This is a genomic window from Vibrio chemaguriensis, assembly GCF_012275705.1.
In the GTDB taxonomy this organism is placed as follows: domain Bacteria; phylum Pseudomonadota; class Gammaproteobacteria; order Enterobacterales; family Vibrionaceae; genus Vibrio; species Vibrio diabolicus.
In genome coordinates, this window is the sequence record NZ_SHOE01000022.1 from 65,173 (window position 1) to 77,173 (window position 12,001).

The 12,001-nt window shown below is 44.2% G+C and carries 11 protein-coding genes and 1 tRNA gene; 5 read left to right on the forward strand and 7 right to left on the reverse strand.

Annotation, left to right across the window (positions count from 1 at the left end; all coding sequences use genetic code 11):
- Nucleotides 1-139: 139 nt before the first annotated feature.
- Nucleotides 140-2,230 (forward strand): polyphosphate kinase 1, encoded by a 2,091-nt coding sequence (ppk1, locus tag EX191_RS18215; RefSeq protein ID WP_193448213.1) that lies wholly within the window; start codon nucleotides 140-142, stop codon nucleotides 2,228-2,230.
- Nucleotides 2,214-3,719 (forward strand): exopolyphosphatase, encoded by a 1,506-nt coding sequence (ppx, locus tag EX191_RS18220; protein ID WP_193448214.1) that lies wholly within the window; start codon nucleotides 2,214-2,216, stop codon nucleotides 3,717-3,719. Before ppk1 ends, ppx begins: the two co-directional genes overlap by 17 nt.
- A 34-nt stretch (nucleotides 3,720-3,753) precedes the next feature.
- Here the strand turns inward: ppx and EX191_RS18225 are convergent, their stop codons facing one another.
- From EX191_RS18225 to phoB, 3 genes are read right to left on the reverse strand one after another with little or no spacing between them, the layout of a single operon-like run.
- Nucleotides 3,754-4,713, reverse strand: coding sequence for a PstS family phosphate ABC transporter substrate-binding protein (locus EX191_RS18225; protein ID WP_193448215.1), 960 nt, complete (start codon nucleotides 4,711-4,713; stop codon nucleotides 3,754-3,756).
- Nucleotides 4,713-6,011 (reverse strand): phosphate regulon sensor histidine kinase PhoR, encoded by a 1,299-nt coding sequence (gene phoR, locus EX191_RS18230; protein WP_005383667.1) that lies wholly within the window; start codon nucleotides 6,009-6,011, stop codon nucleotides 4,713-4,715. The genes EX191_RS18225 and phoR overlap by 1 nt, the downstream gene beginning before the upstream one ends.
- A 40-nt stretch (nucleotides 6,012-6,051) precedes the next feature.
- Nucleotides 6,052-6,741, reverse strand: a complete 690-nt coding sequence (phoB, locus tag EX191_RS18235; protein ID WP_005381752.1) for a phosphate regulon transcriptional regulator PhoB — start codon at nucleotides 6,739-6,741, stop codon at nucleotides 6,052-6,054.
- Nucleotides 6,742-6,965: 224 nt separating this feature from the next.
- On the opposite strand from phoB, the gene rdgC reads away from it, so the two are divergent.
- The 3 genes from rdgC to EX191_RS18250 all read left to right on the forward strand — a co-directional run bounded on the left by rdgC (nucleotide 6,966) and on the right by EX191_RS18250 (nucleotide 9,703).
- The gene (rdgC, locus tag EX191_RS18240) at nucleotides 6,966-7,880 is read left to right on the forward strand and encodes a recombination-associated protein RdgC (protein WP_005391604.1); all 915 of its coding nucleotides are present in this window, start codon (nucleotides 6,966-6,968) and stop codon (nucleotides 7,878-7,880) included.
- Nucleotides 7,881-8,045: 165 nt separating this feature from the next.
- Nucleotides 8,046-9,446, forward strand: coding sequence for a prephenate-dependent tRNA uridine(34) hydroxylase TrhP (trhP, locus tag EX191_RS18245; protein WP_006741904.1), 1,401 nt, complete (start codon nucleotides 8,046-8,048; stop codon nucleotides 9,444-9,446).
- Nucleotides 9,447-9,448: 2 nt separating this feature from the next.
- Nucleotides 9,449-9,703, forward strand: coding sequence for a YfhL family 4Fe-4S dicluster ferredoxin (locus EX191_RS18250; RefSeq protein ID WP_193448216.1), 255 nt, complete (start codon nucleotides 9,449-9,451; stop codon nucleotides 9,701-9,703).
- Nucleotides 9,704-9,745: 42 nt separating this feature from the next.
- On the opposite strand, the gene EX191_RS18255 is transcribed toward EX191_RS18250, so the two are convergent.
- From EX191_RS18255 to EX191_RS18270, 4 genes are all read right to left on the reverse strand, one after another.
- Nucleotides 9,746-10,054, reverse strand: coding sequence for a hypothetical protein (locus tag EX191_RS18255; protein ID WP_005391608.1), 309 nt, complete (start codon nucleotides 10,052-10,054; stop codon nucleotides 9,746-9,748).
- A gap of 322 nt (nucleotides 10,055-10,376) precedes the next feature.
- A complete protein-coding gene (gene mepA, locus EX191_RS18260; RefSeq protein WP_193448217.1) occupies nucleotides 10,377-11,213 on the reverse strand; it encodes a penicillin-insensitive murein endopeptidase in 837 nt (278 codons plus the stop codon).
- Nucleotides 11,214-11,225: 12 nt separating this feature from the next.
- Nucleotides 11,226-11,558: a DUF1904 domain-containing protein gene (locus tag EX191_RS18265; RefSeq protein WP_005391613.1), complete on the reverse strand. Its 333-nt coding sequence runs from the start codon at nucleotides 11,556-11,558 to the stop codon at nucleotides 11,226-11,228.
- A gap of 336 nt (nucleotides 11,559-11,894) precedes the next feature.
- Nucleotides 11,895-11,971, reverse strand: a tRNA-Trp gene (locus EX191_RS18270).
- Between the last annotated feature and the right edge of the window lie 30 nt (nucleotides 11,972-12,001).

A 12,001-nucleotide genomic window follows, 5' to 3' on the forward strand; every position in this document is an offset into this window, starting at 1 on the left:
CATTAAACACCTGAAAAGAATACAACTCTTATGCAATGCGTGGTATGAAATAAATCTGTAATGAAAATCTCATAATGTTCTCACTCATCCATTTTTCCAAGATGAGTACGTATTACTTCAATTTTGGCTAGGTAAGGTTATGAGCGCAGAAAAACTATATATAGAAAAAGAACTTAGTTGGTTGTCTTTCAACGAACGAGTATTACAAGAAGCTGCCGATAAAACCGTCCCTTTGATCGAACGTATTCGCTTTCTTGGGATCTTTTCCAACAATTTAGATGAATTTTACAAAGTACGCTTTGCGGACGTGAAGCGCAGAATCCTAATCAGCCAAGAGCGCGGTGGCAGTGATAGCCCTAAACGACTGTTAACCAAAATGCAGTCGAAAGCACTCAAGCTTAACGAACAATTTGATGAGCTTTACAGCGAATTGATTCGAGAAATGGCGCGACGTCGCATTTTCTTGGTCAACGAGCAACAACTGGATGAATCGCAACAAAAGTGGATCGCGAAATACTTCCGTAGAGAGGTCATGCCGCATATCACTCCTCTGCTAATGAAAGATGAGATCGATGTTCTGCAATTTCTCAAAGACGAGTACGCTTACATCGCCGTAGAGCTACGTAAAGAAGAACATTACCAATACGCTCTGATCGAAATTCCGACCGATCACCTTCCCCGCTTTGTGATGGTACCAGAACAGAAAGGAAAGCGTCGAAAAACCATCATCTTACTTGATAATATTATCCGCCATTGTTTGGACGAGCTGTTCAAAGGCTTTTTTGATTATGATGAGCTTAGCGGCTATGCGATGAAAATGACGCGTGACGCCGAATACGATTTACGCAATGAAATCGAGTACAGCTTGCTTGAACAAATGTCAGAGGGTGTCAATCAGCGACTGACAGCAAAGCCCGTTCGCTTCGTCTACGAACGTGATATGCCACCCCAAATGCTAGAGTTTCTTTGTAACAAGCTCAATATCTCTAATTACGATAACCTTATTCCCGGCGGCCGCTATCACAATTTTAAAGACTTCATTGCGTTTCCAAATGTTGGGCGAGAGTACCTTGAAAATAAACCGCTTCCGCCAATGAAATGCGCCGATTTCGAAAGTTACGCTAACAGCTTTGATGCGATTAAAGCGAAAGATATTCTACTCTATTACCCCTACCACACTTTTGACCACATTAGTGAGTTGGTGCGCCAAGCCTCCTTCGATCCGAAAGTACTTAGTATCAAGATTAACATTTACCGTGTCGCGAAAGATTCTCGCTTGATGAACTCATTAATTGATGCGGTGCACAACGGCAAAAACGTCACCGTGGTCGTGGAGCTGCAGGCTCGCTTTGATGAAGAAGCCAATATCGAATGGTCAAAAGTGTTGACCGAAGCTGGTGTGCACGTCATCTTTGGTGCGCCTGGTCTTAAGATTCACTCAAAGCTACTGATGATTAGCCGCCGCGAAGGTGAAGAAATTATTCGCTACGCACACATCGGCACAGGCAACTTCCATGAGAAGACGGCACGAATTTATACCGACTTCTCCCTGCTTACGGCAGATCAAGAAATCACTAACGAAGTTCGTAATGTCTTCGGTTATATTGAGAATCCATACCGCCCAGTGAAGTTCAACCACCTCATGGTATCTCCACGTAATTCTCGAACCCAAATCTACCGCTTAATTGATAATGAAATTGCGAATGCCAAGCTAGGAAAGAAAGCCGCTCTTACGATCAAGGTCAATAACCTAGTCGATAAGGGCATCGTCAATAAGCTATATGGAGCAAGTACGGCGGGAGTGAAAATAAATATGATCATTCGCGGCATGTGCTCATTAGTACCGGGCATTGAGGGGATCAGCGACAATATTCGCATCATCAGTATTGTTGACCGCTTTTTGGAACACCCACGCGTGGTGATTACCCATAACGATGGCGATCCGCAAGTCTATATCTCTTCTGCTGACTGGATGACAAGAAATATCGATCACCGCATTGAGGTGGCGGCGCCAGTCCGTGATCCACGTTTGAAACAGAGAATTATTGATATAACGAATATCCATTTTACCGATACAGTAAAGGCTCGTTTTATAGATAAGGAAATGAGCAACGCTTACGTACCACGAGGTAATCGCAAAAAAGTTCGTTCTCAAATCGCTATCTATGACTATCTTAAAAATATAGAAAAGCAAACTAGAAAACAAAATTCAGATGCCTCAAATACTTGAACAAGATACTCGCTACATTGCCGCGATAGACCTCGGCTCAAACAGTTTCCACATGGTGGTGGCCAAGGTTGTAGGCACTGACTTACAACTGGTTAGCCGTCATAAACAGCGTGTTCGCTTAGCATCAGGACTCGACAGTGAATTGAACTTAAGTCATTCCGCGATGGAACGCGCGTTAGAGTGCTTAGCCATGTTCGCAGAGAGGCTGCAAGGGCTTGATGAGTCGAATGTGCGTATCGCCGCGACACACACACTAAGACGCGCTAAAAATGCTCATCTATTCATTGAGCGTGCGAAAGAAGTGATGCCCTTCCCAATAGAAATCATCCCAGGGGAAGAAGAAGCCCGCTTGATTTACTTAGGTGTCGCTCACACTCAAGTAGAGTCAAACTCCAAGTTGGTCGTTGATATTGGCGGCGGCAGTACCGAAATGATCATTGGACAAGAGTTTGAACCTGAGCTTCTCAACAGTAAACAGATGGGATGCGTCAGCTTTACAGAGCAATATTTTAAAAACGGCAAACTGTCTGGAAAAAACTTCAATAAAGCGATGTTAGCCGCCGAGCAAAAACTCGAGTCCATCGCTTCAGCATATCGTAAAAAAGGCTGGGATATCGCGCTCGGCTCGTCAGGAACTATCAAAGCGATTCAAGAAGTACTTGTAGGGTTGGGTTTTGAAGATGGCCTGATCACCGCGAAGAGACTGGACACGCTTATTGAAACTCTGTGTAATTTTGATTCAATTGAAGAGATTGAACTGACAGGTTTAACAGAAGAACGTAAGCCCGTATTCGCGGCAGGCGTGGCGATTTTGTCCGCGATTTTCAAAGCGCTTCGCATTGAGCAGATGTTTTTCTCCGATGGTGCTCTGCGCGAAGGTCTGTTGTACGAAATGGAAGAGCGTTTTGCGCGCTCCGATATACGTATGCGCACAACTGAAAATTTAGCCAACAAACACCGGGTTGACTTAGAACATGCTGCTCGTGTTAAAGGCCATGCACGTGAGATGTTATGTCAGGTGCGCTCTGAACTAGGCATTAAGAAAAAGAGTGAGTTATTTGACTTACTAGAATGGGCAGCATTGCTTCATGAAGTCGGATTAAGTATCAACTTACGTAGCTTCCATCGCCACTCTTTCTATATTCTGTTGCATTCCACTCTTCAAGGCTTCAACCGTGAACAGCAATTAGTGCTCGCAACATTAGCCCGCTTCCAACGCAAAGCACTTAAACTGCAAGAACTGCCAGATTTCAACCTCTACAAACAAAGTGACGTGATAAGCCTCATCAAAATATTACGACTTTCTATCGTATTAAATGGACAGCGTAACGAAGATCCATTGCCTGACATCACTTTATCCATCAAAAATGATGAATGGATTCTTACGTGCACAGATAAAGCATGGCTAGAAAACAACAAATTGCTTCATGCTGATTTGCAGGAAGAACAAGAACGTTGGGACAGCGCGAAGTGGACACTCACTTTCTGATCTCGTGCTGTTCATACCTAAACAAAAAGTCGGCTTACAGGCCGACTTTTTTTAACTCTTCTTCTGCAAAATCTGCCGTGATGGGCACATAACCATCTTTCTCAACCAACGCTTGCCCCTGAGCGGAGAAAATAAAGCGAATAAACTCGGCTTCTATTGGTGTTAATGGGTAATCCGGGTGCTTATTCACATATACATATAAGTAACGTGATAGTGGGTACTTACCACTAACAATATGTTCTCGCGTTGGCGTCACATAGTCATTCCCCGTTTTTGCCACCGGAACTAAGCGTACGCCTGCTACTCGATAACCAACACCAGAATAGCCAACTCCACTGATAGTAGAGGCAACAGCTTGCACAACTGACGCTGAGCCTGGCTGCTCGTTAACTCGTGTTTTAAAATCGCCGCCACATAAGGCATTGCTTTTGAAGTAACCATAAGTTCCAGAAACGGAGTTACGACCAAACAACTGTACGTTGCGCTTTGCCCACTGTGATTCAAGACCGAGTTGCTGCCAGTTCGTGATAAATTGACTTTCACCACAGCGCAGTGTTGCAGAAAACAAAGCATCTAACTGACTAAAGCTGAGCCCTTGAATTGGATTGTCTTGATGGACAAAAATACCGATAGCATCGATCGCAACCCTAAGCGCCGTTGGCTTGTAACCATGTTCACGTTCAAACGCTTCAACCTCTCTTAAACGCATCGGGCGACTCATGGGACCAAACTGAGCTGTTTGTTCGGTCAATGCAGGGGGCGCCGTGGAAGAGCCAGACGCTTGGACTTGCGCATTAATATTCGGGTAAATGGATTTAAACTCTTCAACCCAAAGCGTTGTCATACCCGCAAGTGTATCGGATCCAACAGAGAGCAAGTTCCCGACAATCCCCGTCGTTTTATGATAACTCGGCAATGGTTTATCTTGAGCGGCAGCCATACAGGAACAAACAAGCGCGAATAAACTAAATGTTTTTGCCAATCGTAACGCCATTATTTCACCACCAAACGCTCAGGCAATACGAAAGAAAACTTACTGCCCACACCTACTTCACTGTGAATTTCTAAATGAGAGTCATGGTGACTCAGCGCATGTTTCACAATAGCCAACCCTAACCCACTCCCTCCGGTATCGCGTGATCTTGCTTTATCGACGCGATAAAAACGCTCAGTAAGTCGATGGAGGTGCTGAGGTTCTATACCATCACCACTATCCTCCACCTCTAAGCATGCGCCTTGAGATGTCTGGAACCAACGAACATTAATGTTCGCGCCAGGCGGTGTGTATTTGACAGCATTATAAACGAGGTTAGAGATAGCACTACGTAACTGGTCATCATCGCCCAGTACGCGTAGGCTAGCATCAACATCAAATTTCAATTTATGTTGGTTGTCCCCACTAAGGCTGACCGCCTCTTTTTCTAGTACTTCGAGCATCGCAGGTACATTCACGACTTCTTCAAGCTCATGCATAGGTGCCGCTTCAATTTTAGATAGCGTCAGTAATTGGTTCACCAAACTGTTCATGCGGTTGAGCTGCTCCGTCATGACGCCATGCGCTTTGCTCCACATTGGGCCCACAACCATGTCAGGGTCTTCTGTCATCTCTAAATAACCTTGTAGCACCGTCATTGGTGTACGCAGTTCATGAGAAACGTTAGCAAAGAAATTACGGCGCATTCCCTCAAGTTGTTTTAACTGGCTAACATCACGCACCACCATCAAATGTTCACCTTCGGTATACGGTACTATACGTAGTTCTAGCATGCGTTCGACATTGAGTGGTGAGCGCATTTCCAATGGCTCAGAGAAGTCTTTCTTGTTGAGGTACTTGATAAAATCAGGCGTACGAATGAGGTTGGAGATAGGTTGACCAGAGTCTTCCGGCCAATGGAAACCCAATAAGTGTTGAGCCAGTTTGTTACACCAAACGATATTGCCTTCAGCACGGAACACCACGACGGCATCGGGTAACGATTCCGCACCATTTCTGAATCGGCGAATGAGATTAGTAAGCTCTTTGCGTTTACGGCGTTGACGCTGCTGTAAGCGATACAAGCCATTGAACAAAGATTCCCAGTTACCGCTACCAGACGGTGGTGTAAGGCGCTTTTCATCCCATAACCAAGAAGATAAACGTACTTGGTTATGCAAATGCCACACAAGCTGCAATGCCGTAGCTGCCAAAAGCAACCACGGCATATAACCGAATATCCAACCTACTATCACCCATGGGGTGTAAAAAAAAGCCAGCTCCCAGGCCAGCTTTTTCCACGTTAATCTTTCAACCACTCATAACTCCAGAAATGGTACCGATAAGCTGCGTGTTAATTTATGCCTTTGTCGAGAAGCGGTATCCAGCACCACGAACAGTTTGGATCAGCTTATCATGACCTGCGGCTTCCAATGCTTTACGCAGGCGGCGAATATGAACATCGACCGTACGATCTTCAACATACACGTTAGTACCCCAAACATTGTTTAATAGCTGCTCACGGCTGTACACACGCTCTTGATGCGTCATGAAAAAATGCAGCATTTTAAACTCTGTTGGGCCCATATCTAATGGTGCATCATTAGCCGTGACACGGTGTGATACAGGATCAAGCTTCAATCCCTGCACATCAATTACGTCTTCCAGTGCGGTCGGGGTTACGCGACGAATCACCGCTTTTAAGCGGGCAACCAACTCTTTAGGAGAGAATGGCTTAGTAATGTAGTCATCCGCACCGACTTCTAAACCGCGCACTTTATCTTCTTCTTCACCACGAGCGGTAAGCATCACAACTGGAATGTTGCGCGTTAATTCCTCTCGCTTCATATGCTTGATGAAGTTAATGCCGCTGCCGCCTGGTAACATCCAATCCAGTAAAACTAAATCAGGGAAGGGTTCAGCCAGTTTGGTTACTGCAGTATCGTAATCTTCCGCTTCCACCGCTTGGTAACCTTTCTGCTCAAGTACGAAGCACAGCATTTCGCGAATAGGAGCTTCGTCTTCAACAACCAGAATCCTTCTAGACATAATTGAGTAACCTTATGTTCGTTGAGCTAATGAATTTAAGAGACAAAGCGCCCCTCTATGCATAAGCATTATCACTACCAATTATGACACTTTTGTGACCTTTGAAAACAAATTTTCATATAACTTTCTTTTGAGGTTCATTCGGATATTTTTCATTTCTATTAAGACATCAGCACAAAAATTCCCTATGATTAGTCCCTTGTCATCAAGCCTAGAGAAGATTTATGTGGTTTAAAAACTGTCTGGTATACCGCGTTAACCGCGAGGTTACTTTCAACGCCGAACAACTAGAAACTCAACTGTCTGAATTCCGATTCACCCCATGTGGCAGTCAAGATAAACAGAAATTTGGCTGGGTCAGTGCAATGGGTAGACATGGCGACATGATGACTCACGTGTCAGAAAACCGCATTCTGATTTGCGCCAAGAAAGAAGAGAAAATGCTACCTGCCTCAGTGATCAAAGAGTCATTGAATGCAAAAGTAGAAGCAATGGAAGCGCAAGAAGGTCGTCCTCTGAAGAAGAAAGAGAAAGACAACCTGAAAGATGACATCGTAATGGATTTACTGCCTCGCGCATTTAGCCGCAGCAGCCACACTCACGTGCTCATCATGCCAAAAGAAGGGTTCATCCTTGTTGACGCAAGCAGCTACAAAAAAGCGGAAGACGTATTAGCACTACTTCGTAAAACCATGGGTAGTTTACCTGTAGTTCCTGCCATTCCAGAAGTAGCGATTGAAACAACGCTAACCGAGTGGGTGAAAACGGGCGACACACCTCAAGGTATCACCATGATGGACGAAGCTGAGCTAAAATCCGTGCTTGAAGAAGGTGGCGTGATTCGTTGTAAGAAGCAAGAGCTGACCACAGATGAAATCCGCAACCACATCGCAGCAGATAAAGTCGTAACGAAGCTTGCACTTAATTGGCAAGATCGTATTGAATTCATCATGACAGAAGATGCGGGTATTAAGCGTCTAAAATTCTCTGATGAATTGAAAGATCAAAATGACGATATTCCACGTGAAGATCAAGCAGCTCGATTTGATGCAGACTTCTCTCTGATGTGTGGGGAGTTCAGTGCTTTCCTACCCAACCTATACGATGCGCTAGGCGGCTTACCAAATCCCAACGCTTAATATTGTATAAAGGTTAACCATAACGCCCTCACTTTTTTTGAGGGCGTTTTTCTATCTGAAGCACAATTACCCTAGTCACAGTTCACATTTTGACGTAAAATTTGCGCCCCATTTCCATTAGGTGGAATTGGCCTGACTTGTGATCAGATAAAAGAGAATTGAGCAATGACAACTGAGAAAGCATTCGTACCTGAGCTACTGTCTCCTGCGGGAAGCCTGAAAAACATGCGTTACGCATTCGCCTACGGCGCAGATGCAGTTTACGCTGGCCAACCTCGCTACAGCCTCCGCGTACGTAACAATGAGTTTAACCATGAAAACCTAAAAATCGGTATCGATGAAGCACATGCTCTAGGCAAAAAGCTTTATGTGGTATGTAACATTCAACCACACAACTCGAAGCTAAAAACCTTCATCCGTGATCTTAAACCAATCGTAGAAATGGGTCCTGACGCATTGATCATGTCAGATCCAGGCCTAATCATGATGGTTCGTGAAGCTTTCCCAGAAATGCCAATTCACCTTTCTGTACAAGCAAACGCTGTAAACTGGGCGACTGTTAAGTTCTGGGCAGCGAATGGCGTGGAACGAGTGATCGTTTCTCGCGAGCTATCTCTAGAAGAAATCGAAGAAATTCGTGAGCATTGTCCTGAAACTGAACTTGAAGTATTCGTTCACGGTGCATTATGCATGGCTTATTCTGGTCGTTGCCTACTTTCTGGTTACATAAACAAACGTGATCCTAACCAAGGCACTTGCACCAACGCGTGCCGTTGGGAATACAAAGTGGAAGAAGGCAAAGAAAACGACGCTGGTGATATTGTAGAGAAGTTTGACCCATCTGAAGCACAGCCTGTCGAAGTACAAGACGAACGCCCTGAAACCACAATTGGTCGTGGTAAACCAACGGATGAAGTCGTTCTACTTTCTGAAGCGCACCGTCCAGAAGAAAAAATGGCAGCGTACGAAGATGAACATGGTACTTACATCATGAACTCTAAAGACCTACGTGCGGTACAGCATGTTGAGCGCTTAACTAAGATGGGTGTGCACTCGCTGAAAATCGAAGGTCGTACTAAATCATTCTATTACTGTGCTCGTACTGCACAGGTTTACCGCAAAGCAATTGATGACGCTGTAGCAGGCCGACCATTTGATGAAAGCCTTATGGGTACACTAGAGAGCCTAGCTCACCGTGGCTATACCGAAGGCTTCCTACGTCGTCATACTCACGACACCTACCAGAATTACGATTACGGCTACTCAGTCTCTGATGCTCAACAGTTTGTCGGTGAGTTCACTGGTAAACGTCGTGGCGATATGGCTGAAGTAGAAGTGAAAAATAAGTTCCTTGTCGGTGATAGTCTTGAGCTAATGACGCCAAAAGGTAATGTTGTTTTCACGCTAGAAGCAATGGAAAACCGTAAGTCAGAGTCTATCGAGGATGCCAAAGGGAATGGTCACTTCGTCTTCATTCCAGTACCAGCAGATCTAGATTTAGAATACGGTCTATTGATGCGTAACTTAAACTCAGGGCAGGACACCCGTAACCCGACTGGTAAGTAATCATGGCCTTGCTCATTGCTGACAAATGCATCAACTGTGACATGTGCGATCCCGAATGCCCCAATGGGGCAATCAGCATGGGAGAAAGCATTTTCGAGATTGACCCAGCTCTATGTACAGAGTGTAAGGGACATTACGAAAAGCCGACCTGTCAGTCAGTGTGCCCGATTACAAAATGCATTATCACAGACCCGGATCATGTAGAAACAGAAGAGCAGTTACTGGAGAAATTCGTGATTATTCAAGGGTTAGCATAAGAACAAGTAGGTTCAACTTTGGAGACAAAGTTGAACCTTTTTTTAACCCGACTTTTCAATAGGATAGATATTACAAAACAACTCTTTTTCAAAATGAGACTCTAACCGATCTCGCCAATTTTCAGCTTGGGAAACCGGCACAAGATAAAAGTTTTCTCGGCTCGTGTCCGTAACGAAAGCCATTCCATATTGCATCAGCTCGTAATGCACATCATTAACAAATCCGGGATCAAGACGCTGACGTCCTGTCAGGTGGTTTACATCAACCCGAGTCAATAAGACCCCTTTCGTTTCACTGCTAAATCTGTGTCTTAACCACTCTGCAAATTCTTTTGCACAAATCATAGTCATGGTTTTATCCTTGATTTACTCTTCTAGCAGGAGAAGTATCTATTCCTGCCTCACACACTTGTCTGCCTCGTTATTGCTTCGCTAGCCAACTGACAGACATATTGCTAAGAAACCAAAGTATCGTGACGAAAGATCTTTCTAAACAGAGAAGTTACGACTTATCTATACTACAACTCTTTGTTTAATTTAGATTTCTATATTATGTCACCAAAACTAATTAGGTTAGTTTTTGTATTGGTATTATTCACTGTAGACAAAAGTATGATGTTTCTCCAGTTTCATAAAAGAGATACGTGAGGGAATATAAACCTATAGAGTCACTCTAGTTAGTAGAGATAAGTGATTGGCATTGCGGTGGAATCGCTTTTTTTTGCTTGGGCTTAGTAATAACTTTCGCAGACGGAGGCTTATCGATAGGCTTAACTTTCGGTCCCCAACTAGCAAGCTCTACCCCGCAACCATCACCAGCGGGAGGCAGAGCTTGTTCAACACAGTAGCCACTCGACTCAGGACAAGATAACCTGACGTGGAAGTGGTAATGATGCCCCCACCAAGGGCGAACTTTACGTAACCAAGAACGTTCTTTGCCTTCTTCTTGCGAGCAAAGCTGCTCCTTAATGACAGGATGTACAAAAATTCGTGCAACATCCTCACTCTGTGCAGCATATCGAATCAGCCTAAAGTGCCTATCTTCCCAGCGATGGTTAAGTATGGAATACCCTTTTAAGTCCACCACACTCATTGGCTTAGGGAGTTGTAATTCGTTATAAGAAAGCGGTTGGTCAGCGAGTCTTAACCAGATATCAATATCTAACCCAGTTTGGTGACTAGAATGGCCAGAAGAAAACCTTCCTCCTCGTGGTAAAGACAGGTCACCTATAAGCAGCGTTGTGTTGAGATTTTGATGAGCTTGAAGCGCTAGGTTTTCAATAAACTCTATCGTTTTAGGGTGCCCATAGTAGCGTTTCGTTTTACTGCGTAAAACTTGATAACCAACGCCATCAAGAGGCAAAGGTAATGCGCCATCCAAACAACCGTTGGCATAACTACCAATAGAGGAAGAAGAGTTTCGGGTAGGGTTAGCAACAGACTCCCAAGGAGTAGAGTATACAGAAGCTGAGAAACATAAACCCAAAGATACAATGAAACTCAGCTTCATAGCTTTTAGCCTTTAGTAGTGTTCGCCATTATCGTAATAAGCTTTAGGGGATAAAGCTGAAAAGATAACTGCAACATCAATATCCGCACCAGCAATACCACGAACTTGCTGTGTAATAAGCTTAGCAACTTTATCTTGTACTTCCTGACCACGATCAAACCAAAGCACTTCGACAAAAGGATATGCAGCACTCACCTCGCCCTCATTGAAAAACGTAGTGTAGATATACTCAAAAGTAAAATCCTCACGCGGACAGTCCATCAGAGGCTGAAGTTCATCCGTCAGAGGCTTTGATAGTGCCTGAACAGCTTGCGGCTCTACAGCACGGAATCGAAAATGTGGCATAAACTTACTTCCTAATTATTAGCATTAACTCATGATAATAACAGGAACCAAGTCAGTAATCATCCAAGCCAATGTAACCACTAACTTTTTCTATACACGTCATATAGATCAAGTAGTAAATCAACTAGCTCACTAACGAAGAATAATGGGAGTATGAAGAGAAGTAAGAAAGGGTAAAACGATACACCGAAGCTTAGTGACGCAATCTATTGCAATGGAAAATAGAATGGCTTAAGTCACCGATGTAATATGTTCTTAAGATCAATGTGCATCAGATGTCGACAACTATTCGCTAGAAACGAAAAAGGCTCTGACCTAAGTCAGAGCCTTGATATATGGCAGGGGTGGAGAGATTCGAACTCCCAACACGCGGATTTGGAATCCGCTGCTCTGCCAATTGGAGCTACACCCCTGCAGTTCGTGTTTAATGAGACGACTCTCAA

Coding starts and splice junctions, on each gene's coding strand:
- ppk1 (WP_193448213.1), top strand. CDS start 140: ATGAGCGCAGAAAAACTATATATAGAAAAAGAACTTAGTTGGTTGTCT.
- ppx (WP_193448214.1), top strand. CDS start 2,214: ATGCCTCAAATACTTGAACAAGATACTCGCTACATTGCCGCGATAGAC.
- EX191_RS18225 (WP_193448215.1), bottom strand. CDS start 4,713: ATGGCGTTACGATTGGCAAAAACATTTAGTTTATTCGCGCTTGTTTGT.
- phoB (WP_005381752.1), bottom strand. CDS start 6,741: ATGTCTAGAAGGATTCTGGTTGTTGAAGACGAAGCTCCTATTCGCGAA.
- rdgC (WP_005391604.1), top strand. CDS start 6,966: ATGTGGTTTAAAAACTGTCTGGTATACCGCGTTAACCGCGAGGTTACT.
- trhP (WP_006741904.1), top strand. CDS start 8,046: ATGACAACTGAGAAAGCATTCGTACCTGAGCTACTGTCTCCTGCGGGA.
- EX191_RS18250 (WP_193448216.1), top strand. CDS start 9,449: ATGGCCTTGCTCATTGCTGACAAATGCATCAACTGTGACATGTGCGAT.
- EX191_RS18255 (WP_005391608.1), bottom strand. CDS start 10,054: ATGACTATGATTTGTGCAAAAGAATTTGCAGAGTGGTTAAGACACAGA.
- mepA (WP_193448217.1), bottom strand. CDS start 11,213: ATGAAGCTGAGTTTCATTGTATCTTTGGGTTTATGTTTCTCAGCTTCT.
- EX191_RS18265 (WP_005391613.1), bottom strand. CDS start 11,558: ATGCCACATTTTCGATTCCGTGCTGTAGAGCCGCAAGCTGTTCAGGCA.